Origin of the sequence: Enterobacter sp. K16B (assembly GCF_020216105.1) — a bacterium.
In the GTDB taxonomy this organism is placed as follows: Bacteria; Pseudomonadota; Gammaproteobacteria; order Enterobacterales; family Enterobacteriaceae; genus Enterobacter; species Enterobacter sichuanensis.
Genome location: NZ_JAIWJZ010000002.1, coordinates 1 through 21,993, shown reverse-complemented (window position 1 = coordinate 21,993; position 21,993 = coordinate 1). Strand labels below are relative to the sequence as shown.

23 protein-coding genes are annotated in these 21,993 nt (G+C 54.1%); 14 read left to right on the top strand and 9 right to left on the bottom strand.

Translation table 11 applies throughout. The features are described 5' to 3' along the window. Window positions 1-13: 13 nt before the first annotated feature. The 4 genes from fliI to fliF are packed head-to-tail and all read right to left on the bottom strand — an operon-like array spanning window position 14 to window position 4,751. Window positions 14-1,384 carry a flagellar protein export ATPase FliI gene (gene fliI, locus LDK53_RS00240; protein WP_045285403.1) on the bottom strand — a complete coding sequence of 457 codons (1,371 nt, stop codon included), beginning with the start codon at window positions 1,382-1,384 and terminating at the stop codon, window positions 14-16. Continuing rightward, window positions 1,384-2,091, bottom strand: coding sequence for a flagellar assembly protein FliH (gene fliH, locus LDK53_RS00235; RefSeq protein WP_025759464.1), 708 nt, complete (start codon window positions 2,089-2,091; stop codon window positions 1,384-1,386). Before fliH ends, fliI begins: the two co-directional genes overlap by 1 nt. Next, the gene (gene fliG, locus LDK53_RS00230; RefSeq protein WP_008500327.1) at window positions 2,084-3,082 is read right to left on the bottom strand and encodes a flagellar motor switch protein FliG; all 999 of its coding nucleotides are present in this window, start codon (window positions 3,080-3,082) and stop codon (window positions 2,084-2,086) included. The genes fliH and fliG overlap by 8 nt, the downstream gene beginning before the upstream one ends. Next, on the bottom strand, window positions 3,075-4,751 hold the full coding sequence (fliF, locus tag LDK53_RS00225; protein ID WP_059385097.1) for a flagellar basal-body MS-ring/collar protein FliF: 1,677 nt from the start codon (window positions 4,749-4,751) through the stop codon (window positions 3,075-3,077). The genes fliG and fliF overlap by 8 nt, the downstream gene beginning before the upstream one ends. A 228-nt stretch (window positions 4,752-4,979) precedes the next feature. Here fliF and fliE point away from each other — a divergent pair, with 228 nt between their 5' ends. Both fliE and yedD read left to right on the top strand, forming a co-directional pair. Beyond that, window positions 4,980-5,294: a flagellar hook-basal body complex protein FliE gene (gene fliE / locus LDK53_RS00220; RefSeq protein WP_028019587.1), complete on the top strand. Its 315-nt coding sequence runs from the start codon at window positions 4,980-4,982 to the stop codon at window positions 5,292-5,294. Window positions 5,295-5,368: 74 nt separating this feature from the next. Next, entirely contained in the window at window positions 5,369-5,782 is a 414-nt protein-coding gene (gene yedD, locus LDK53_RS00215; RefSeq protein WP_025759923.1) for a lipoprotein YedD, read from the top strand. Window positions 5,783-5,875: 93 nt separating this feature from the next. On the opposite strand, the gene amyA is transcribed toward yedD, so the two are convergent. From amyA to fliD, 4 genes are read right to left on the bottom strand one after another with little or no spacing between them, the layout of a single operon-like run. After that, the gene (gene amyA, locus LDK53_RS00210) at window positions 5,876-7,363 is read right to left on the bottom strand and encodes an alpha-amylase (protein ID WP_225283175.1); all 1,488 of its coding nucleotides are present in this window, start codon (window positions 7,361-7,363) and stop codon (window positions 5,876-5,878) included. Between the two features lie 52 nt (window positions 7,364-7,415). Continuing rightward, a complete protein-coding gene (gene fliT / locus LDK53_RS00205; protein ID WP_045285399.1) occupies window positions 7,416-7,790 on the bottom strand; it encodes a flagella biosynthesis regulatory protein FliT in 375 nt (124 codons plus the stop codon). Window positions 7,791-7,795: 5 nt separating this feature from the next. Further along, window positions 7,796-8,200 (bottom strand): flagellar export chaperone FliS, encoded by a 405-nt coding sequence (fliS, locus tag LDK53_RS00200; RefSeq protein WP_025912252.1) that lies wholly within the window; start codon window positions 8,198-8,200, stop codon window positions 7,796-7,798. Window positions 8,201-8,221: 21 nt separating this feature from the next. After that, entirely contained in the window at window positions 8,222-9,646 is a 1,425-nt protein-coding gene (gene fliD / locus LDK53_RS00195; RefSeq protein ID WP_225283013.1) for a flagellar filament capping protein FliD, read from the bottom strand. Window positions 9,647-10,046: 400 nt separating this feature from the next. Between fliD and LDK53_RS00190 the strand changes: the two genes are divergently transcribed. The 9 genes from LDK53_RS00190 to sdiA all read left to right on the top strand — a co-directional run bounded on the left by LDK53_RS00190 (window position 10,047) and on the right by sdiA (window position 17,946). Further along, window positions 10,047-10,859 (top strand): flagellin, encoded by an 813-nt coding sequence (locus tag LDK53_RS00190; protein ID WP_126800860.1) that lies wholly within the window; start codon window positions 10,047-10,049, stop codon window positions 10,857-10,859. Between the two features lie 62 nt (window positions 10,860-10,921). After that, window positions 10,922-12,127, top strand: coding sequence for a flagellin lysine-N-methylase (gene fliB, locus LDK53_RS00185; RefSeq protein WP_225283004.1), 1,206 nt, complete (start codon window positions 10,922-10,924; stop codon window positions 12,125-12,127). 129 nt (window positions 12,128-12,256) lie between these two features. Next, entirely contained in the window at window positions 12,257-12,976 is a 720-nt protein-coding gene (locus LDK53_RS00180; protein ID WP_025759917.1) for an RNA polymerase sigma factor FliA, read from the top strand. A gap of 54 nt (window positions 12,977-13,030) precedes the next feature. Next, on the top strand, window positions 13,031-13,582 hold the full coding sequence (gene fliZ / locus LDK53_RS00175) for a flagella biosynthesis regulatory protein FliZ (protein WP_025759916.1): 552 nt from the start codon (window positions 13,031-13,033) through the stop codon (window positions 13,580-13,582). 86 nt (window positions 13,583-13,668) lie between these two features. After that, window positions 13,669-14,469: a cystine ABC transporter substrate-binding protein gene (tcyJ, locus tag LDK53_RS00170; protein ID WP_059385041.1), complete on the top strand. Its 801-nt coding sequence runs from the start codon at window positions 13,669-13,671 to the stop codon at window positions 14,467-14,469. A gap of 107 nt (window positions 14,470-14,576) precedes the next feature. Further along, on the top strand, window positions 14,577-15,563 hold the full coding sequence (dcyD, locus tag LDK53_RS00165) for a D-cysteine desulfhydrase (protein WP_128339634.1): 987 nt from the start codon (window positions 14,577-14,579) through the stop codon (window positions 15,561-15,563). A 21-nt stretch (window positions 15,564-15,584) separates the two neighbouring features. Further along, window positions 15,585-16,253, top strand: a complete 669-nt coding sequence (gene tcyL / locus LDK53_RS00160; RefSeq protein ID WP_025759914.1) for a cystine ABC transporter permease — start codon at window positions 15,585-15,587, stop codon at window positions 16,251-16,253. Then, entirely contained in the window at window positions 16,250-17,002 is a 753-nt protein-coding gene (gene tcyN / locus LDK53_RS00155) for an L-cystine ABC transporter ATP-binding protein TcyN (RefSeq protein ID WP_045285389.1), read from the top strand. Before tcyL ends, tcyN begins: the two co-directional genes overlap by 4 nt. Before the next feature lie 221 nt (window positions 17,003-17,223). Next, window positions 17,224-17,946: a transcriptional regulator SdiA gene (gene sdiA / locus LDK53_RS00150; protein ID WP_025759910.1), complete on the top strand. Its 723-nt coding sequence runs from the start codon at window positions 17,224-17,226 to the stop codon at window positions 17,944-17,946. 66 nt (window positions 17,947-18,012) lie between these two features. On the opposite strand, the gene LDK53_RS00145 is transcribed toward sdiA, so the two are convergent. Beyond that, entirely contained in the window at window positions 18,013-18,237 is a 225-nt protein-coding gene (locus tag LDK53_RS00145) for a DUF2594 family protein (protein WP_008500345.1), read from the bottom strand. Window positions 18,238-18,703: 466 nt separating this feature from the next. Here LDK53_RS00145 and uvrY point away from each other — a divergent pair, with 466 nt between their 5' ends. From uvrY to pgsA, 3 genes are read left to right on the top strand one after another with little or no spacing between them, the layout of a single operon-like run. Then, window positions 18,704-19,360 carry a UvrY/SirA/GacA family response regulator transcription factor gene (gene uvrY / locus LDK53_RS00140; protein WP_013096026.1) on the top strand — a complete coding sequence of 219 codons (657 nt, stop codon included), beginning with the start codon at window positions 18,704-18,706 and terminating at the stop codon, window positions 19,358-19,360. Then, window positions 19,357-21,189 (top strand): excinuclease ABC subunit UvrC, encoded by a 1,833-nt coding sequence (gene uvrC / locus LDK53_RS00135; RefSeq protein WP_059385038.1) that lies wholly within the window; start codon window positions 19,357-19,359, stop codon window positions 21,187-21,189. The genes uvrY and uvrC overlap by 4 nt, the downstream gene beginning before the upstream one ends. Before the next feature lie 56 nt (window positions 21,190-21,245). Beyond that, window positions 21,246-21,794, top strand: a complete 549-nt coding sequence (gene pgsA, locus LDK53_RS00130; protein ID WP_008500348.1) for a CDP-diacylglycerol--glycerol-3-phosphate 3-phosphatidyltransferase — start codon at window positions 21,246-21,248, stop codon at window positions 21,792-21,794. The last annotated feature ends 199 nt before the right edge of the window (window positions 21,795-21,993 follow it).

Below are 21,993 nucleotides of genomic sequence, written 5' to 3'. Positions count from 1 at the left end.
CCCTCCACCTGTGTTACACCTGCGGGAAAATTAGCTCCAGTGCCTGAATGGAATCTTCCCAGTCGGCGCGTTCAAAAATGCCTTGTTGTAAAAATGCCTCCAGCTGCGGCCACAGGTTAATCGCTTTGTCGAGCATCGGGTCGCTGCCTTTGGCATACGCCCCCACGCTCACCAGATCGCGGTTACGCTGGAAGCTGGAGAGGAGTTGTTTGAAGTTACGCACGCGGGCGTAGTGCTGCTCGGTTATCAGCGCCGTCATTGCACGGCTGATAGAAGCCTCAATATCAATGGCCGGATAGTGCCCGGCTTCGGCCAGACGACGCGACAGCACAATATGACCGTCAAGGATCGCACGTGCGGAGTCGGCAATCGGATCCTGCTGGTCATCGCCTTCCGTCAGCACCGTGTAAAACGCGGTGATAGAGCCGCCGCCGCTGATGCCGTTCCCCGCACGCTCAACCAGGGCAGGGAGTTTGGCAAAGACCGAAGGCGGGTAGCCTTTGGTGGCCGGTGGCTCACCGATGGCCAGCGCGATTTCACGCTGCGCCATCGCGTAACGGGTCAGGGAGTCCATGATCAGCAGCACGTGTTTGCCGCGGTCGCGGAAATCTTCGGCGATACGGGTGGCGTACGCGGCACCCTGCATGCGCAGCAGCGGGGAAACATCCGCCGGTGCGGCGATAACCACCGAGCGGGCACGGCCTTCCGCACCCAGAATGTTTTCAATAAAGTCTTTTACTTCACGACCACGCTCGCCGATCAGCCCCACGACGATCACATCGGCCTGGGTGTAACGCGCCATCATGCCGAGCAGGACCGATTTACCTACGCCTGAGCCGGCGAACAGGCCCATACGTTGCCCACGACCAACGGTCAGCAGGGCGTTAATCGGGCGTACGCCGGTATCCAGCACATGCTCGATAGGGGTACGCTGCAGGGGGTTAAATGGTTGGGTGATCAACGCGCCGGTTTCGGTGGTGTCCGGGGAGGGCAGTCCGTCGAGCGGTTTGCCGCTGCCATCCAGCACGCGACCCAGCAGGGCCGGACCCAGCGGCAGCTGTTTTCCGCTCTGCAGTCCATCGCCGGTGATGTTTTTGGCATACACGCGCGCGCCGGGCAGGATGCCTTCCACCTCTTCAAGCGGCATCAGAAACAGACGCTGGCCGTTAAATCCGACCACTTCGCTTTCCACTTCCCGCGTTTCCTGGCCATCCTGACGCTCAATCACACAGGTCGCGCCCAGCGGCAGCTGCAGGCCGGTGGCTTCCAGCACCAGGCCGGTGGCGCGGGTCAGTCGGCCATAACGACGAACAGATGGCAGCTGCGCCATCTTCGTCTCAAAGTTGTCGAGGGTATTGAGCCAGCGGGTGAGGCGTGCGGTCATCAGACGACTCCCGGTGCCGCCAGGCGACACAGTTCCTGCCAGCGGGTGGCGACGCTGGCGTCCAGGTCACCCTCATCGGCAGAGACTTTACATCCGCCGTGATGTAGCGTCGGGTCACCGCGCAGACGCCAGCCGTGCAGGCTCAGCGTGGCGCCCAGACTCTCTTCCACGCGCTGCAGGTCGTCCGGATGGACGCGCAGCTGCGGCTTCCCGCTAAACAGCGGCTCCTGCTGCAGCAGGCCCTGAATTTGTTTAATCAGCGCCGTGTTATCTACCACCGGCGTCTGGCCGATCACCTGACGGGCGGCTTCTAGCGCCATCTGCATCAGGCGCGAGGCAATGACGCTGTCCAGCGCGTCCAGCGTATGCTGAAACTCGCTGACCAGCTGCTGCATACGAGCATGGAGCGGCGCCTGCTGCTGGCGCGCCTGATCGATGCCGTGCTCTAACCCTTTCGCCAGACCTTCCTGGTATCCCTGCTCGTGGCCTTTCTGCCGGCCTTCGTTCAGACCGGCATTATAGCCCTGCTCATGCGCCTGCATTTGCAGCTGAGCCAGCATCTGTGCCTGCTGTTCTTCTTCACTCAGCTCGGGCTGTTCGACGTCCGGGTCACTCTCCTCGGTCTGAATCACGGCTGGCGTGAACTCGGAGAGGGGAGGGGCCAGATCGTCCGGCGTCCAGCGCTTCCACGGCAGCTCATTAGACATAGGTGTCGTCTCCGCTGCCAATCACCATCTCGCCGGTTTCTGCCAGACGACGAACAATAAGCAGGATAGCTTTCTGTTCGTTTTCCACCTGAGACAGACGAACCGGGCCGCGGTTGGCAAGGTCGTCGCGCAGGATATCCGCCGCACGCTGGGACATGTTGCGCAGGAACTTCTCGCGCAGCGGCTGCTCGGCACCTTTGAGGGCGATAAGCAGCGACTCGGAATCCACTTCCTGGAGCAGGCGCTGGATGCTGCGGTCGTCCACTTCGACCAGGTTTTCGAACAGGAACATCTCGTCGATGATTTTCTGCGCCAGCTCGCCGTCGAATTCGCGAACCGCGGTAATAACCGCCTCTTCCTGCTGGGTTTTCATCAGGTTAATGATCTCTGCCGCCGTTCTCACGCCGCCCATTTTGCTGCGCTTGAGGTTCTGGCCGTCGAGCAGGTTGTTCAGCACTTCGGTCAGCTCCGCCAGCGCGGCCGGCTGGACACCGCCGAAGGTCGCGATACGCAGCATCACGTCGTGACGCAGACGCTCTTCGAACAGCGCCAGAATATCGGCTGCCTGGCCACGTTTGAGGTGGACAAGAATGGTCGCGATAATTTGCGGGTGCTCGTCGCGAATAAGGTCGGCGGCGCTCTGCGGCTCCATAAAGTTAAGCGTTTCGATACCGCTGGCGGTATCGCGCGTTTCCAGAATATCTTCCAGCAGGCTGGCGGCACGCTCTTCACCCAGGGCCTTGACCAGCACGGAGCGCAGGTAGTCGTTGGCGTTGACGTTGAGAGCGGCAAACTGTTCTGCTTCCTGCTCAAACTCCGACAGCACTTCGGTCAGCTGTTTGTTGGAGATCTGACGCACGTTGGCCATTGCCGCACTCAGAATTTGCACTTCCCGCTGGGAGAGGTGCTTAAACACCTCTGCCGCGCGATCTTCGCCAATGGTCATCAGCAGGATGACGCTTTTATCGGTGCCCGTAAGCGTATTACTCATGTTCGTTACCCATCCACTGGCGGATGACCAGCGCCACGACGCGCGGATCGTTATCTGACATTTCGCGAATGCGCTGGCTCATCACCTCAGCGCCCATGCGCTGGTTAGCACGGCGCTGCTGCATCTGCTCGTCTTTGCTGAGACGAACTTCAACCGCTTCTTCCACTTCCTGACGCGCGCTCATCTGTTCGCGAGCCGCTTTCTCGGCTTCTGCACGACGCTGAAGCTGAGGACGAACGCCCTTACGCCACAGCAGCCACGCGACAATCAGCACCAGCAGCCAGCGACCTGCGGACATCAGCTGGTCGATAAACGCCTGCTGTTGCCAGAACGGCAGTTCACCACCGGTCTCTTCAACCGAGTTGAACGGTGAGTTCACCACGTTGAGGCTGTCGCCACGCTTCTCGGAGTAACCCATCGCTTCACGGGTCAGGTCTTCGATCTGCTTCATCTGCTCGGCGGTCAGCGGCAGCGGTTTGCCATTCGGCAGCGTTTTGTAGTTCACCACCACGGCGACGGACAGGCGCTGGATATCACCGACGTTCAGTTTGGTATGGCGAATCGTGCGGTCCACTTCATAGTTCGTGGTTTCGTTACGGCTGCTGGTACGCGGACCGGCGTTACTGGTTGTAGAGGTTGTCTGCTGATTCTGCTGACCGTTCTGCTGATTGGCCGGCGGGGTAGAGATCGGCGCCGCGTTTGCCGGGGCAGGCTGGTTAGAGAGCGCACCCGGTACGCCGCCAGGATAAGCACCGCCAATCTGCTCGTTAGAGTTGATCTGGCGCGAACGCATGACCGCCTGAGAGGCATCGCCGTTCGGGCTGTACTGCTCTTCGGTCTGTTCTTTATTAGAGAAGTCGATCTGCGCGGTGACCTGCGCGTGCACGTTGCTGTTGCCTACCACCGGGCCGAGGATCGCTTCGATACGACGCTGGAGACGGCTTTCCACATCGGCGGCATATTTCAGCTGCGCATCATTCAGATCGCGACCGGCGGTATTGGATTGCGTCAGCAGATGGCCACTCTGGTCGACCAGCGTCACGTTACCCGGCGGCAGACCGGCGACGGCGCTGGAGACGAGATGCGTCACCGCGCTGATTTGCCCTTCGTCCAGCGCGCGGCCAGGTTCAAGGTTCACGGTCACGGAAGCGGAAGGCGATTTCTGCTCACGGACAAATAAGGAGGGTTTAGGCATCGCCAGGTGCACACGGGCACTCTTCACCGGGCCTAAGGTTTCAATGGTGCGGGCCAGTTCACCTTCCAGCGCACGCTGGTAGTTCACTTGCTCGCTGAACTGGCTGATACCGAATTTTTCCTGATCCAGCAGCTCAAAGCCCACCGCGCCGCCTTTCGGCAGCCCCTGCTGAGCCAGACGCAGACGAAGTTCGTGTACCTTATCCGCAGGCACTTCCAGCGCGCCCCCGTTATCGGCGAAGCGATAAGGGATGTTCATCTGGGTCAACTGGGTGACGATGGCGCCGCCATCCTGATCGGAAAGGTTACTGTAGAGCGTCCGGTAGTCAGGGCTTTTCGCCCACAGGACCATCGCTACAAGGATCGCAATTGCGGCAGCGCCTGCCACGATCAACGGGATTTTAGGATTCGCGCGAAGGCGGTTCATCCACTCGAGTGATTTATTTTGCGGCGCTGTCGATGCTGTAGCACTCATTGCGCACCTCTTAAATCCTGGTGGTTTACGTTATTCGTGTAGAGAAACAAAACTGACTCCCGGGTCGGCAAACACGACAAAAGTTCCATATTGATGGCACAGCCATTATTTGATGATTCGTGATTTTCTATGCGTCAAATAACCTGGTTTTTTAACGCTATTTACCGCCATTATCTTATTGACAAGCTGTTAGTCTTGACCGCGTAAAAAACCATCCAGGGGAGAGTCATGGCTATTCAGGGTATTGAAGGGGTTATCAGTCAGCTGCAGGCAACCGCGATGACGGCCCGTAATCAGAATGTGGCAGAACAGCAGCCGAGTATTAGCTTTGCCGGGCAACTGCACGCCGCGCTTGACCGTATCAGCGATACCCAGACCGCCGCGCGCACCCAGGCCGAGAAGTTCACCCTCGGCGAGCCGGGCGTGGCGCTAAACGATGTGATGACCGATTTGCAAAAAGCCTCGGTCTCCCTGCAGATGGGGATCCAGGTGCGTAACAAGCTGGTTTCCGCCTATCAAGAGGTGATGGGGATGCAGGTCTAAGACCTGGCGATCTTCGCTGGCAGCGTTAGCGCTTTAATGCCACAATATTTTTTTCTTCGAATGCAGGAAAGATGATGAAAAAAATAGCAATTGCTGGCGCGCTGCTGGCACTGACCGGATGCGTTCAGGTAGATAACTATCAGGACGTGATTAAGCATCCGGTCCCGGCACATCTGGCGGGATACTGGCAGTCAAAAGGGCCGCAGAGCAAAATGGTCAGCCCGGAGGCGATTGCCACGTTAGTGGTGACGGAGGAGGGCGATACGCTGGACTGCCGTCAATGGCAGCGCGTGATTGCCGTGCCGGGTAAAATCATGCTGCGTTCAGACAGCTATTACAACGTGACCCGCAAGCTGGATATCTATCCGCTGGAGCGCGATGGCTCGGTGCTGGAGTACGACGGCATGGAGCTGCAGAAGGTCGACCGCCCAACGGTGGAGTGTGCCGATTACCTGAGCAAAAATCCGCTGGAGAGTAAGCTGCCGTAGCCGTTTGTTGCCGGGTGGCGCTGACGCTTACCCGGCCTACAAAAGTGCCTTCCCGTAGGCCGGGTAAGGCGAAGCCGCCACCCGGCATTGTTTCTACAACGCATCCTCAATCACCCACACGCTGACGCTTCCCCCTTTACAGGTAAACGTCCCTTCGCCATCCGCTGCGGTGGTGATGATTTCTTCGCGATTGCCGAGAAAATCACGCCAGGTTTTATTGCCGTAGTTTTCCCCAAGACAAATCACCTTCTCGCCGTCGTCGCCGTTCGACATCACCACCACGCAGCCAGGATCGTCATCGGTGCCGCTGCGGCTGAAGGCGATACAGTTAGGATGGTCAAAAAACAGCGTCTGCACGCCGTGGGCAAAACGCTGGCGAGCGAGGATCAGCTCGTGAAGCTGCTCAATTACTGGCATATCAATATGGTACGTTTCACCGTCTCCCCCGGTATCGTCATAGCTGGCGCCGAAGAGATCGGGATAGAAGACGCTCGGTACACCGTTTTCCCGCAGCAGGATCAACGCGTAGGCCAGCGGTTTAAACCAGGCCTCGACCGGTGCTTCCAGCGCCTGCAACGGCTGGGTGTCATGGTTGGCAACCAGCGTCACCGCATGGAACGGATCGGCTTCCACCAGCGTGCCGGTGAAAATCTGGCGCATGTCGTAATCCCGCCCCTGACGTGACGCTTCGTGGAATTTCATCTGCAGGGGGGCATCAAAGAGCATGGTTTTGCCCTCGACCTGATCGATATAGGCCTGAAGCTTATCCACCTCGTGGGACCAGTATTCCGCCACGATAAATAACGGCTGGGCGGCGACTTCCTGAACGTGTTCAATCCACTCTTTGTAGAACCAGGCGGGGATGTGTTTCACGGCATCCAGACGAAAACCGTCGCAGCCGGTCTGTTCCATCACCCAGCGGGCCCAGTATTTGATCTCCTCGGTCACGGCGTGATTGCGAAAATCGATATTCTCGCCCATCAGATAATCGAAGTTACCCATCTCATCATCAACCTGATCGTTCCAGCCGTCGCCGGTGTAGTCGTTGACGATTTTAAAGATGCCATCTTCATCGGGGTTTTCTATATGGTCGACGCCGCTGAAGCATTTGTAATCCCAGATGAACTGCGAATATTGCCCAGCGCGGGCAGGGAAGGTGTAGCGGGTCCAGGCTTCGCACTCGATAATCTCGTCATCAATCTGCGTGCGGTCCTGCTCGTTCACGCGTTGAACGCGAACAGGCTCTTTCTCGTCGGCCCCCATTTTGTGATTCACCACCACATCCAGCAGGACGGCAATGTTGTTGCTATTGAGGGCGTCGATGGCCTCCAGCAGCTGAGCTTTGTCGCCGTATTTGGTGGCAACGCTGCCTTTCTGGTCAAACTCGCCAAGATCGAACAGGTCATACGAATCATAACCCACTGAATAACCCCCGGACGCGCCTTTATAAGCGGGGGGCAGCCAGATCATGTTGATGCCGATTTCGTTAAGGTTGGGGGCTAATGCCGTGACTTCTCGCCACAATTCACCGCCTGCGGGGTAATACCAGTGAAAGCATTGTAACAGGGTGGGGTTTTTCATCATCCTTGCTCCAGAAGCCGGTTAGCTGACTTCTGGAGTATGGATGAAGAAATCATAATTGTGTGTCGCGGGTCAAACTTTCTGGATAAAGAATATTCCCTGACAGCTTTCCATAGGTAGACGTGATGGATTGCTGTTTACCGGTTTGATCAATCAGGCTGCGCAGCTCGTCCATGCGGACTTTCAGCAACGCCTTTAGCGCATTCTCATTTTCGAGGATCATTTCCAGCAGCGCACGCGCTTGCTCAACCTGAGCCGGAGGGCATGACATGATGGGCGTTTGAGAAATCCTTTCCACCAGTTGTACGTAATGCATTTCCTGCTCGATAAGCGCATCCCATTGACCAGAATGTGCAAGATTTAGCATAGCAATGCTCTGAGCATGTAACGCCTGCCAGTGGCTAAGCGCTGCGCTGGGAGTATTCATCAAAATTATCCTGAAATAGAGGACGCATTGGGGCCGATTTGCTTCCATGCATCCGCAATGTTGTTTAATAAACCCTCGACTTCAACAATTGCGTCAACGTCGTTACTGACATTCGCCAGCAACAAACGTCGAACCATATATTCGTACAAGGAGGCAAGATTACCCGACAACTCGCTCTCAACCTCCATGTTCAGTCCTGCTTTTAAACCGTTGTCGATGATGTTGATGGCTTTGGATAACGCTTCGCCTTTTTCACGAATTTGTCCGGCTTCCAGGAACAAACGCGCGCGGACAAGGGCGCTATGCGCCCCGTCGAACAACATGACAATCAGCTGGTGTGGACTGGCATTCATAACTGCGCTTTCGACTCCTATCTGCTGATAGGATTGAACACCAGAGGTGTTATACATATCCACTCCTCAATGCGACGACTATTTCTGTGAGAACTGTTGGGTCAGGTAGTTAGCCGTACTGGTCATTTTGGTGACTAATACGTCCAGGCTGGTGAACTGCGTTTTGTAACGCGCCATGGTCGCTTCAATTTGGGCATCCATGGCATCGTAACGTTCACCCAGCGTTTTCAGCGTTTTGTTGATCCCGTCTTTCGCGTTCTGGATCACCCCGGCGTTGCCGGCACTGGTGCTGAGCATAGTATCCAGTGTTTTACTCATCTGGGTGGCCATACCGGTTGTTTTTCCATCGCCCACAAAGTACTGCTGTACGGCGTTCGGGTTGTCGGTCAGCGCTTTTTTCAGCTTATCAGTATCCACTTTCAGGTTACCGATCGTACCGTCCGAGCCTTTCACCGGATCCTGGGTAATCCCCAGTTGGGCCATAATCTGAACCGAGCCGGCCTGGACTTCGGTCAGCAGACCGCGCAGCTGAGACTGGATCCCACGCACGTTAGCATCCCCGACCAGCGCGCCGTTGCTGGTAGACTGGCTGCCCGAACCGGCATCAACCGGAACGTACTTCGTCAGGCTGTTAATCGTGGACTGCAGCGAGTTGTACGCCGTAACCCAGTCGGTGATCGCTTTCTGGTTGGCATCCGTTGCGCGTGTAATCTCAAGGGTTTCATCCGCTTTGCTCTCGGCCTTCACCGAGAAGGTGATCCCAGGCAGCGCATCGGTAATGGTATTCGACTGACGCTCGATCGAAATGTCGTTCACCACCACAATGGCGTTCTGTGCGGCGGTGTTCACCGTCAGGGCACCCGTTTTGGTGGTTGAATCGTAGCCAATTGCGCTTTGCAGCTTGTCATCGCCGGTCACGGTGATGGTCATCGCCCCATCCGTACCGGTGGTTTTTGATGACAGCATCAGGCGGTAATCACCGTCTTTCGCTTTAATCACGCTGGCGGTGACGTTGCCGTTCGCCTTATTAATCGCACTCGCGATCCCTGCCAGGGACGTATCGCCATCCGCCAGGGTCACCTCTAAAGGTGTCTTGGTACCCGGCTGGGTGATGGTGATTTTACGCGTCGTCCCTGTCGTATCGCCCAGCAGATCCGCATTGTTGGCATAGGAGCCCGTCGTGAGCGCCTGTGCTTTTGCCACCTGGTTGACGTTGACAACATAGGAACCTACGGACGCGTCCGCCGTGGTTGTGGCAGTAAAGGCCGTGTTAGTGCTGGAAACGGACGTTGAGTTCCAGGTGGTTGCTTTACCCAGCGCAGCCGTCGCACTCTGCAGCGAAGTCATGGCGCTCTGCAGTTTGCCGTAAGCGCTTAACTGTGCGTTATACGTTGATTGCTGGGAAGTAATCGTCGTCAGCTTGGTTTTCTCTGCTGCTTCCAACTGATTATATAAATCCCCGAGTCCTGCAGAACCTATCCCGAGGTTGCTGATAGTAGCCATGCATATTTTCCTTAAAATACGAAAGTAGTTCAGGACTCTTATCGGCCTCTTACCGCAAAAGTTTACGATGGTGAGAAAAAAATAATCCACAGAATAGACACGTCCTGACGGGGTTAATGAAAGGATTGCACTTTAGGCACGCGATACGCGTATTAAAAACGGGGATAAGCAAGCGTCCTGTTGAGCATCTTTTTATGCATTTAAAAAGCGTAAATAATATTCCCCTGGCGGGCCTTAATGGCTTTTTAAAAATAAAATCATTATAAAACAGTGTGTTATAATTTTTTCAAAATTGGTTCTAAAGTCTTTTGGGGACCCGTCGATAACCTTGTTGACGGTGAGAGACGCTGTGAGTGTTAGGCACCGGACCTAAAACCCAATTTTTGAAGGAAAGAAAATTATGGCAGTTATCAATACTAACCTGTTGTCCCTGACTACTCAGAACAACCTGAACAAATCTCAGTCTTCTCTGGGCACTGCTATTGAGCGTCTGTCTTCAGGTCTGCGTATCAACAGCGCGAAAGACGATGCCGCTGGCCAGGCGATTGCCAACCGCATGACCTCTCAGATCAAAGGCATGAACCAGGCAGCACGTAACGCCAACGACGGTATCTCCATGGCGCAGACTGCTGAAGGCTCCCTGAACGAAATCAACAGCAACTTACAGCGCATTCGTGAACTGACTGTTCAGGCAAAAAACGGCACCAATAGCGGAACTGACCTGTCCTCTCTGCAGGATGAAGTCAAAGCGCGTCTGGATGAAATTGACCGTGTTGCGGGCAAAACTGACTTCAACGGTATCAAACTGCTGGATGGTTCTGCTGGTACAGTTAAAATTCAGGTTGGCGTGAACGACGGCGACACCATCGATCTGGACCTGAGCACTGTTGCTGACTCTACTAATCTGGGCGTAGTCGGTATCGACCTGACAGCGAAGAATGCTAACGATCTGGACACCATCGACAAAGCTATCGCTAAAGTTGATAAAGCACGTTCCGGTCTGGGTGCTGTGCAGAACCGCTTCACTTCTGCCATCAACAACCTGAACAACACCTCTAACAACCTGTCTGCTGCTCAGTCCCGTATCCAGGACGCTGACTACGCAACTGAAGTTTCCAACATGTCCCGCGCGCAGATCCTGCAGCAGGCTGGTACTTCTGTTCTGTCTCAGGCAAACCAGGTTCCACAGACTGTTCTGTCTCTGCTGCGTTAATTTTACGCACGAAACCCCGCTTCGGCGGGGTTTTTTTATCTCTGCTATTTGAGAATCCGCCTGTGAAACAAATCAGTGTCACTCAACCAAAGCTGGTCGCAGATTTTTCATGTGTCGGTGGGGAATGCCGTGAACATTGTTGTCAGGGCTGGACCATCGCATTTGATAAACCCTCCGTTAACCGCTATCTGAACAGTAAAAATGCCGCGATTCGTCAGACGGCGAAAACGGCGATAAATGTCACCAAAAAACACTATGGCCACTGGGGCGAAGTGATTTTCCATACGGAAAGCAAAAATTGTCCGTTTATGGATACCGAAAAGCTCTGTTCTATTCACAGCGCGATGGGTGCCCAGGCCTTAAGCCCGACCTGTTCGTCATTTCCACGAACAAACCGGGTCTATAAAAATGAAATCGAAAAATCGCTCAATCTCTCGTGTCCGGAAGTGACCCGACTGCTGTTGAATGACCGGGACGCCATGTCGATGATGGAATCTATCAGCGTCCAGCAGGACGTCAATAATGCGCCGATGATTGATCTCCAGGCAAAAGTCATCAATCTCTTCTGTCAGAATATATTCAGCGTTGAAACGGTTTCCGTTGAAGAGCAGGTATACGCCGTAGTGAAATTCCTGATGGTGGCCGAAAAGCTCGACAATCTATCGGAGAATATCGGCACGCTCGAAACGGTTTATTTTTCACTGGTGAACGAACTGGTGAGCGGTAAAATCAAAACGGAGTTAAGCGGTTTTAATCAGAACTACAGTCTGAAATTCGCCTTAATCTCGCTGATTCAAAGTTACTTTACGAAGAGAGCAGGCACCCGCGGCGGCGCGGTATTGAACCGTTATTTTACCCAGCTGTATCAACAATTTGAGTCTGTCGGTGATAGCGTACCGGCAGAGCAGGTGATGGAAAACATCGAGTCCGTCTGGCGCGATGCGGCGGGCAGCTACCTGGCCACCCATGACTATGTATTTAAGAACTTTTTTAAATATAAACTCTGGGAGCAGGGCTTCCCGCAAAACAATGGCCGCAGCATGTTGAATAACCTTTATTTAATCGTGGCGGAGTTCTATTTCCTGAAATCGTTACTGGCCGGGCAGGCCATCGTGGCGGGGAAAATTGAACAAGATAATATTATTGATGTTATTTACAGTTTTCACTCCCTGAGCCAGCATAATCAGGAAGCGGGAAAGCTCTTTCATCAACATATAGATAGCGTCAAACTGGGCGACGATCTTTCATTGTTACAACTGTTAATTTAGTGAAAAAAGTTGCCCCTGTTGTGGGCAACCTCAGAATAACCTCACTTTATCCCCCTTTTTCATCCAATTGAACGCCCTGCAGAATCGGATAATCATGCCGATAACTCAACTAACGCAGGGCTGTTTATCGTGAATTCACTCTATACCGCTGAAGGTGTAATGGATAAACACTCGCTGTGGCAGCGTTATGTCCCGTTGGTGCGTCACGAAGCATTGCGCCTCCAGGTGCGCTTGCCGGCGAGCGTGGAACTCGACGATCTGCTACAGGCGGGCGGTATCGGGTTATTGAATGCAGTTGACCGATACGACGCTCTGCAAGGAACGGCATTTACGACTTACGCAGTTCAGCGTATTCGTGGTGCGATGCTGGACGAGCTGCGCAGCCGTGACTGGGTACCGCGCAGTGTTCGCCGTAACGCACGCGAAGTGGCGCATGCGATGGGGCAGCTGGAACAGGAACTGGGACGCAACGCAACGGAAACCGAAGTGGCGGAACGTCTTGGCATTGCTGTTGAAGAGTATCGTCAGATGTTGCTCGATACCAATAATAGCCAACTCTTCTCCTATGACGAGTGGCGCGAAGAGCATGGCGATAGCATCGAGCTGGTGACGGATGAGCATCAGCAAGAGAACCCGTTACACCATTTAATGGAAGGGAATTTACGCCAGCGCGTGATGGAAGCGATTGACGCTCTGCCGGAACGCGAACAGCTGGTGTTGACCCTTTATTACCAGGAAGAGCTTAACCTCAAAGAGATTGGCGCTGTTCTGGAGGTGGGAGAGTCGCGGGTGAGCCAGCTGCACAGCCAGGCCATCAAACGCTTACGAACCAAACTGGGTAAGTTATAGGTGATTGATTCACCTGAAAAATGCCGCACAACGTATTGACAACCAGGAGTTATCATGACGGTGCAGCAATCTAAAAGACGGCCTTTAAGCCGCTACCTGAAAGACTTTAAACACAGCCAGACGCATTGCGCCCACTGTAACAAGTTACTCGATCGTATCACGCTGGTTCGCCGTGGCGAAATCGTCAATAAGATCGCGATTTCGCGCCTCGACACGTTGATGGACGAAGCAGCATGGCTCGAAGAGCAAAAAGAGTGGGTGGCGCTTTGCCGTTTCTGTGGCGATCTCCACTGCAAAGAGCAAAGCGACTTCTTCGACATTATCGGCTTCAAACAATTCCTGTTTGAACAAACGGAGATGAGCCACGGCACCGTTCGCGAATATGTGGTTCGCCTGCGCCGCCTCGGCCAGCATCTGACCGTAAACAACATTTCCCGCGATCTGCTCAAGACCGGCTATCTGGATGAGAATCTGGAGCCGTGGCTGCCGGCGACCAGCACCAACAACTACCGAATTGCGCTGCGCAAGTACGCGCAATATAAGGTGCAAATGCCGGGAGCGGTGAAGCAGAAAGCCCACGCCGGAACAACTTCTGATATATATTAAAAAAGAATAAGATGTAGCGCAGTCGCCTTTGACGTTGCAGGCGATTTCTCTACACTACGTAAAAATTCCACTATATCGGGGTATTTATGAAATTTGCACTTCTGGGTCGTCAGGCGCTGATGGGTGTTATGGCCGTTGCGCTGGTTGCAGGCATGAGCGTGAAAACGTTCGCCGCAGAAAACCTGCTGAATAAGGTGAAAGAGCGCGGTACGCTGCTGGTTGGGCTGGAAGGGACGTATCCTCCTTTCAGCTTCCAGGGAGATGACGGTAAGCTGACCGGTTTCGAAGTGGAGTTTGCTGAAGAGCTGGCGAAGCACCTCGGCGTGAAAGCGTCCCTGAAACCGACCAAATGGGACGGCATGCTGGCGTCGCTGGATTCGAAACGTATTGACGTGGTTATTAACCAGGTCACCATTTCTGACGAGCGTAAGAAGAAGTATGACTTCTCCACCCCGTATACCGTGTCCGGTATTCAGGCGCTGGTGAAAAAAGGCAACGAAGGTGGGATTAAAACGGCCGCGGACCTGAAAGGGAAGAAAGTCGGTGTCGGTCTGGGAACCAACTACGAAGAGTGGCTGCGCCAGAACGTGCAGGGCGTGGATATTCGTACCTATGATGATGACCCAACCAAATACCAGGATCTGCGCGTAGGCCGTATTGACGCCATTCTGGTTGACCGCCTGGCCGCACTGGATCTGGTGAAGAAAACCAACAACACGCTGGCGGTGGCCGGTGATGCGTTCTCTCGTCAGGAATCCGGCATCGCGGTACGTAAAGGCAACGAAGACCTGGTTAAGGCGATCGACTCCGCAATTGCTGACATGCAAAAAGACGGCAGCCTGAAGGCGCTCTCCGAGAAGTGGTTCGGCGCAGACGTCACCAAATAAGTCTTTGACGTAAAAAAAAGGCGCTTTTAAAAGCGCCTTTTTTATTTCTTACGCGTCTGCGTGCATAATGAAAAATATCACATTTTGTCTGAGTTACCGGAGAACCCATGCCACTACAGAATTTAACGCGCTTTCCTCGTCTGGAGTTTATCGGCGCGCCAACGCCGCTGGAGTACCTGCCGCGATTTTCTGATTATTTAGGGCGCGATATTTTTATTAAGCGTGACGACGTGACGCCGATGGCGATGGGGGGCAACAAGCTGCGCAAGCTGGAGTTTCTGGCGGCGGACGCCCTGCGCGAAGGGGCGGATACGCTGGTCACTGCCGGGGCGATTCAGTCTAACCACGTTCGTCAGACGGCGGCCGTGGCGGCAAAACTTGGGTTGCATTGCGTGGCATTGCTGGAAAACCCGATTGGCACGCGGGCAGAAAACTATCTGACCAACGGTAACCGCCTGCTGCTGGATCTGTTTAACGTGCAGGTTGAGATGGTTGATGCGTTGACCGACCCCAGCGCGCAGCTCGATGAACTGGCGACGCGTCTCGAAGCTCAGGGCTTCCGTCCCTACGTCATCCCCGTTGGCGGTTCGAATGCGCTGGGTGCGCTGGGGTATGTGGAAAGCGCGCTGGAAATTGCGCAGCAGTGCGAGGGGGCGGTTAGCCTCTCCTCGGTGGTGGTCGCGTCCGGCAGTGCGGGCACGCATGCCGGGCTGGCGGTAGGGCTGGAGCAACTGCTGCCGGAGGTGGAGTTGATTGGCGTCACGGTGTCCCGCAGCGTCGCGGATCAGAAGCCCAAAGTGGTGGCTCTGCAACAGGCGCTGGCTGAGCAACTGGATCTGCAGGCAAAGGCCGAGATCCTGCTCTGGGATGACTACTTTGCCCCGGGTTATGGCACGCCTAACGAAGAGGGAATGGAAGCGGTTAAGCTGCTGGCGCGCCTCGAAGGCATACTGCTTGATCCTGTCTACACGGGCAAAGCGATGGCCGGACTGATTGATGGCATTGCGCAGAAACGCTTTAAGGATGAAGGGCCGATTTTATTTGTTCATACCGGCGGGGCGCCTGCGCTGTTTGCCTACCATCCTCATGTCTAAAAATCAGGTCGAAAAATAATAATGCAAGAAAGTATTCAACTGGTTATTGATTCGCTGCCTTATCTGCTGAAAGGCGCGGTATTTACATTACAGCTCAGTATTGGCGGGATGTTCTTCGGGCTGGTGCTGGGCTTTGTGCTGGCCTTAATGCGCATGTCGCCCCTCCTGCCGGTACGCTGGCTGGCGCGCTTTTATATCTCCGTATTTCGCGGTACGCCGCTCATCGCCCAGCTCTTCATGATCTACTACGGCTTACCGCAGTTTGGTATCGAGCTGGATCCGATCCCGGCGGCAATGATTGGGCTGTCGCTCAATACCGCGGCGTACACCTCCGAAACCCTGCGTGCGGCTATCTCCTCCATTGATAAAGGGCAGTGGGAGGCCGCGGCCAGTATCGGTATGACCCCGTGGCAGACCCTGCGCCGCGCGATCCTGCCGCAGGCGGCCCGGGTGGCGCTTCCGCCGCTCAGCAACAGCTTCATTAGCCTGGTGAAAGATACCTCACTCGCGGCAACCATTCAGGTGCCGGAGCTGTTCCGTCAGGCGCAGCTGATTACCTCCCGCACGCTTGAAGTTTTCACCATGTATCTGGCCGCCTCGCTGATTTACTGGGTGATGGCGACGGTGCTGTCTGCGCTGCAAAACTACTTCGAAAACCAGCTTAACCGCCAGGAGCGTGATCCAAAATGAGTGCTATCGATGTCAAAAACCTGGTGAAAAAATTCCACGGTCAAACGGTACTTCACGGGATCGACCTGGAAGTCGAGCAGGGCGAAGTGGTGGCGATTATCGGACCGAGCGGGTCAGGAAAGACCACGCTCCTGCGCAGCATTAACCTGCTGGAACAGCCGGAAGGCGGCACTATCCGGGTCGGGGAGATAACGATTGATACCGGCAAATCCATCAGCCAGCAGAAAGGACTGATTCGTCGCCTGCGCCAGCATGTCGGCTTCGTTTTTCAGAACTTCAACCTTTTCCCACACCGGACGGTGCTGGAGAACATTATTGAAGGGCCGGTCATCGTAAAAGGTGAACCGAAAGAGGAAGCGACGGCGCGCGCGCGCGAACTGCTCGCCAAAGTCGGCCTGGCGGGTAAAGAGACCAGCTATCCGCGACGCCTCTCGGGGGGACAACAGCAGCGTGTGGCGATAGCGCGCGCGCTGGCTATGCGCCCGGATGTGATCCTGTTTGATGAACCCACCTCGGCGCTCGACCCGGAACTGGTGGGCGAGGTGCTGAACACCATTCGCCAGCTGGCGCAGGAAAAACGGACGATGGTGATCGTGACCCATGAAATGAGCTTTGCACGCGACGTCGCTGACCGCGCTATCTTCATGGACCAGGGACGCATTGTGGAGCAGGGACCGGCGAAACGCCTGTTTGCCGATCCGCAGCAGCCGCGAACCCGTCAGTTCCTTGAAAAATTCCTTATGCAGTAGCATTTTCGCACTAATTTGCTCCAGAAATTTACTCTGGGGCAAATTATTCTCCTCCTTCGCCTGGTTCGATGTTTTTTTATTCCATCCTGCCTGGATAAACCTTATCAATAGTAAAGTTAATTGTGCTATTGCCGATATTTTGTAGTTAGAAATAAGTTTTATGTGTTAGGTTATATTCACCATAATAATGATTATCTTTTCAGAGGCTTCATTTAGTAAGTATGAAGGATTCAGACTTTTTCACCTGGCGACGGGATTGCTTCCTCCGGTTTCAGGAATTGACCTGTGCCGACGAGGTATATCAGGAACTTCAGCGACAAACGCAGGCGCTGGAATTCGATTATTACGCGCTCTGCGTGCGTCATCCCGTGCCATTTACGCGACCGAAGATCTCGTTGCAAACCACTTATCCAAAACAGTGGATGGCGCAATATCATTCCGCGAACTATTTCGCGATTGATCCGGTTTTAAAGGCGGAGAATTTCATTCAGGGTCATCTCCCCTGGACAGACGCATTATTCGCTGATGCGCAGGAATTATGGCATAGCGCACAGGACCACGGTTTACGCACGGGAATAACGCAGTGTCTGATGCTGCCTAATCACGCGCTCGGTTTCCTGTCAGTTTCCCGTACTAGTGTGCAGGATGTGCCGTTCAGGCAGGAAGAAATAGAACTGCGGCTGCAGATGCTGGTGCAAATGGCCTTAACCTCTCTGATGCGTTTTGCAGATGGGATGGTGATGCCACCCGAAATGAAATTCAGTAAACGTGAGCGGGAAATTCTGAAATGGACCGCGGAAGGGAAGACGTCAGCAGAAATAGCGATCATTCTCTCTATCTCGGAGAATACCGTTAACTTCCATCAGAAAAATATGCAGAAGAAATTCAACGCGCCGAACAAGACGCAAATCGCGTGCTACGCGGCGGCAACAGGACTGATCTGATTAGACAATACGTTCTGCGTGACAGACGAACGAACGGCTGAATGCACTGCACTCAGCCGTTTTTTGTTACTGGCGGTAGGCTTGTTTGATTTGCTTAACGGTGTTCGCAAATACCGCTGATTCAGCCTGGTCTTCCATCTCCGCGATTTGTTTTTCCATTTTAATGATCACACGGCCAGCGTCAGCCTGGCCCATCGCCTGCAGCATCAATGTCAGCAGTGCTTTCAGGCAGTTTACTTCCTGTGCCAGTTCCTGGTTATTCTCCGCAGTGGCAAATTCAGGTGTGCTCATTTATTTTCCTCATTATTAAACGGCGCTAAAGCGCGACGACGAAAGTCAAGGCGGCGGAGTATACCACAAGCTGAAGCAAAAAATGCAGCGGTTGTTTTTCGTACTTTTACGCGGGTGTTTAATTGCGTAAACAGAACGTACCGGTAAACTGAGCCGCTGTTAATGGCGATTAATTGTATATGCCCGGTTCGTTTGTCGTTAATTATTGTTACAAAAATTTGAGAACTGTTTTTTGGCGGCTAAAGGGTGCAGATTTTTCGTAACTTTTTGAATACAGATGCTTAAAAAAAGGCGCAAAAGCCCTGAATGCACGGACTCGCTTTCCAGGGACTGTACAGGCTAATTTCCAAAAACGAGAGCAGAATCCAATAGCTGGTTTTTTAACGTTTTAATCTTGTGAGGAAAACCGTTAATATAAACCAAATTATCACTCAGTAGCGTTATCCCTATTCTGGAGACATTTCCTTTGATCAACGTCCTTCTTGTTGATGACCACGAACTGGTGCGCGCAGGGATACGACGCATTCTTGAAGATATTAAAGGTATTAAAGTTGCCGGCGAGGCGTGCTGCGGCGAAGACGCGGTAAAATGGTGCCGCACAAATTCCGCCGATGTGGTGTTAATGGATATGAACATGCCCGGTATCGGTGGTCTTGAAGCCACACGCAAAATCGCGCGTACCTTTGTTGATACGAAAGTCATCATGCTGACCGTGCATACGGAAAATCCACTGCCTGCGAAAGTAATGCAGGCGGGTGCCGCAGGTTACCTGAGTAAAGGGGCTGCGCCGCAGGAGGTGGTGAATGCTATCCGTTCCGTGTTCGCCGGACAGCGCTACATTGCGTCCGACATCGCTCAGCAGATGGCTCTGAGTCAGATCGAACCTGAGAAAACCGAATCCCCGTTTGCCAGTTTGTCTGAGCGTGAATTGCAGATTATGCTGATGATCACCAAAGGTCAGAAGGTGAATGAGATTTCGGAACAGCTGAATCTCAGCCCGAAAACGGTGAACAGCTATCGTTATCGCATGTTCAGTAAACTGAACATTCATGGTGATGTTGAACTGACGCATCTGGCCATCCGACATGGTTTGTGTAATGCAGAGACGTTGTTAAGTCAGTGAGTGATGTGTTCGATTCAAAAGCATTTCTGAAAACCGTTACCAGCCAGCCTGGCGTCTATCGCATGTATGACGCTGGCGGTACGGTTATCTACGTGGGGAAGGCGAAAGATCTCAAAAAACGCCTCTCCAGCTATTTTCGCAGCAACCTTGCCTCCCGTAAGACCGAAGCGCTGGTCTCACTTATTCATAATATTGATGTTACCGTCACGCACACTGAGACCGAAGCGCTGCTGCTTGAGCACAACTATATTAAGCTCTACCAGCCGCGTTATAACGTGCTGCTGCGTGATGATAAGTCCTACCCGTTCATTTTCCTGAGCGGCGACACCCATCCTCGCCTCGCCATGCACCGCGGTGCAAAACATGCGAAGGGTGAATATTTTGGGCCGTTCCCGAACGGCTATGCCGTGCGTGAAACGCTGGCGCTGCTGCAAAAAATCTTCCCGATCCGTCAGTGTGAAAACAGCGTCTACCGTAACCGCTCGCGGCCGTGCCTGCAGTACCAGATTGGGCGCTGCCTTGGGCCCTGCGTGGCCGGGCTGGTGAGCGAAGAAGAGTATGCCCAGCAGGTGGAGTACGTGCGCCTGTTTTTAGCCGGAAAAGACGATCAGGTGTTAACCCAGCTGATTGAACGGATGGAAAAGGCCAGCGCCGCGCTGGAATTCGAAGAGGCCGCGCGCATCCGCGACCAGATCCAGGCGGTACGCAGGGTCACGGAAAAACAGTTTGTCTCCAATAGCGGGGACGATCTCGACGTCATCGGCGTGGCCTTTGACGCTGGAATGGCCTGCGTGCACGTTCTCTTTATTCGCCAGGGCAAAGTGCTTGGCAGCCGCAGCTATTTCCCGAAAGTGCCTGGCGGCACCGAACTGGGTGAAGTCGTGGAAACCTTTGTCGGCCAGTTCTATCTGCAGGGGAGCCAGATGCGCACGCTGCCGTCTGAGATCCTGCTTGATTTCAGCCTTGATGATAAAACCCTGCTGGCCGATTCGCTTTCCGAACTTGCCGGCCGTCGGGTCAATGTACAGACCAAACCGCGCGGCGACAGGGCGCGTTATCTGAAGCTGGCGCGTACCAACGCCGCGACGGCACTCACGACGAAATTGTCTCAGCAATCGACGGTAAGCCAGCGTTTAACGGCGCTGGCCACACTGCTGAAGCTTCCTGAAGTGAAGCGTATGGAGTGTTTCGACATCAGCCATACGATGGGTGAACAGACGGTAGCGTCCTGCGTGGTGTTTGACGCTAATGGCCCCCTGCGCGCGGAATACCGTCGCTATAACATCACCGGCATTACGCCGGGAGATGACTATGCGGCGATGAATCAGGTACTGCGCCGTCGGTATGGTAAAGCGATTGAAGAGAGCAAGATCCCGGATGTGATCCTGATTGACGGTGGGAAAGGGCAGCTCGGCCAGGCGAAAGCGGTCTTTGAATCGCTTGACGTCAGCTGGGATAAAAACCATCCGCTGCTGCTGGGTGTGGCAAAAGGGGCCGATCGTAAAGCCGGTCTGGAGACCCTGTTCTTCGAGCCGGAAGGTGAGGGCTTCAGCCTGCCGCCGGACTCCCCGGCGCTGCACGTCATTCAGCATATTCGCGACGAGTCCCACGACCATGCCATTAGCGGCCATCGCAAAAAACGTGCGAAGGTGAAAAATACCAGCACCCTGGAAACGATTGAGGGCGTGGGGCCGAAACGTCGCCAGATGCTGCTGAAATATATGGGCGGATTGCAAGGATTACTCAACGCCAGTATGGAAGAAATTGCAAAAGTGCCGGGTATTTCGCAAGGGCTGGCAGAAAAGATCTACTACTCGTTGAAACATTGAGGGCTCTGTAGCAACATAGAGCTAAATTTTACTGACAACAAATAGTTACCGTCACTATGCAATATAATATCCCTACGTTGCTCACTCTCTTTCGTGTCGTACTCATTCCATTCTTTGTGCTGGCGTTTTACCTGCCGGTTGTCTGGGCGCCTTTCGCCTGCGCACTGATCTTCCTGATTGCGGCGGTTACCGACTGGTTTGATGGCTATCTGGCCCGTCGCTGGAATCAAAGCACCCGTTTCGGTGCCTTCCTCGATCCGGTAGCGGATAAAGTGATGGTGGCTATCGCAATGGTGCTGGTGGCCGAGCATTATCATACCTGGTGGGTAACACTGCCGGCGGCTACCATGATTGGCCGTGAGATCATTATCTCTGCGCTGCGTGAGTGGATGGCGGAACTGGGGAAACGCAGCAGCGTGGCGGTCTCCTGGATCGGTAAAGTGAAAACGACCGCGCAGATGGCGGCGCTGGTCTGGATGCTCTGGCGTCCAAACGCCTGGGTTGAATGGGCGGGCATTGGTCTGCTGTGGGTGGCGGCAGTGCTGACGTTGTGGTCAATGCTGCAATATTTGAACGCCGCGCGCGGGGATTTGCTTGATCAGTGATCGTTTCGCCGTAATTTTCAGCAAACGATCCGGGGATGCAAAAAATAACGTTGACTCATAACGTCATATCAGTAGAATGCAACGCATCGAACGGCGGCACAGCAAGCCGGACGATAATGAAATCAAGTGGTTAGACGTTTACTTGATGACATGCGGGAATAGCTCAGTTGGTAGAGCACGACCTTGCCAAGGTCGGGGT

Excerpts from the sequence above, each read along its gene's own strand:
- fliI (WP_045285403.1), bottom strand. The coding sequence starts at position 1,384 with ATGACCGCACGCCTCACCCGCTGGCTCAATACCCTCGACAACTTTGAG.
- fliH (WP_025759464.1), bottom strand. The coding sequence starts at position 2,091 with ATGTCTAATGAGCTGCCGTGGAAGCGCTGGACGCCGGACGATCTGGCC.
- fliZ (WP_025759916.1), top strand. The coding sequence starts at position 13,031 with ATGACGGTGCAGCAATCTAAAAGACGGCCTTTAAGCCGCTACCTGAAA.
- LDK53_RS00145 (WP_008500345.1), bottom strand. The coding sequence starts at position 18,237 with ATGAGCACACCTGAATTTGCCACTGCGGAGAATAACCAGGAACTGGCA.
- yedD (WP_025759923.1), top strand. The coding sequence starts at position 5,369 with ATGAAAAAAATAGCAATTGCTGGCGCGCTGCTGGCACTGACCGGATGC.
- fliD (WP_225283013.1), bottom strand. The coding sequence starts at position 9,646 with ATGGCTACTATCAGCAACCTCGGGATAGGTTCTGCAGGACTCGGGGAT.
- LDK53_RS00190 (WP_126800860.1), top strand. The coding sequence starts at position 10,047 with ATGGCAGTTATCAATACTAACCTGTTGTCCCTGACTACTCAGAACAAC.
- sdiA (WP_025759910.1), top strand. The coding sequence starts at position 17,224 with ATGAAGGATTCAGACTTTTTCACCTGGCGACGGGATTGCTTCCTCCGG.
- fliG (WP_008500327.1), bottom strand. The coding sequence starts at position 3,082 with ATGAGTAATACGCTTACGGGCACCGATAAAAGCGTCATCCTGCTGATG.
- fliF (WP_059385097.1), bottom strand. The coding sequence starts at position 4,751 with ATGAGTGCTACAGCATCGACAGCGCCGCAAAATAAATCACTCGAGTGG.
- fliS (WP_025912252.1), bottom strand. The coding sequence starts at position 8,200 with ATGTATAACACCTCTGGTGTTCAATCCTATCAGCAGATAGGAGTCGAA.
- pgsA (WP_008500348.1), top strand. The coding sequence starts at position 21,246 with ATGCAATATAATATCCCTACGTTGCTCACTCTCTTTCGTGTCGTACTC.
- fliE (WP_028019587.1), top strand. The coding sequence starts at position 4,980 with ATGGCTATTCAGGGTATTGAAGGGGTTATCAGTCAGCTGCAGGCAACC.
- amyA (WP_225283175.1), bottom strand. The coding sequence starts at position 7,363 with ATGAAAAACCCCACCCTGTTACAATGCTTTCACTGGTATTACCCCGCA.
- tcyJ (WP_059385041.1), top strand. The coding sequence starts at position 13,669 with ATGAAATTTGCACTTCTGGGTCGTCAGGCGCTGATGGGTGTTATGGCC.
- fliT (WP_045285399.1), bottom strand. The coding sequence starts at position 7,790 with ATGAATACTCCCAGCGCAGCGCTTAGCCACTGGCAGGCGTTACATGCT.
- dcyD (WP_128339634.1), top strand. The coding sequence starts at position 14,577 with ATGCCACTACAGAATTTAACGCGCTTTCCTCGTCTGGAGTTTATCGGC.
- tcyN (WP_045285389.1), top strand. The coding sequence starts at position 16,250 with ATGAGTGCTATCGATGTCAAAAACCTGGTGAAAAAATTCCACGGTCAA.
- tcyL (WP_025759914.1), top strand. The coding sequence starts at position 15,585 with ATGCAAGAAAGTATTCAACTGGTTATTGATTCGCTGCCTTATCTGCTG.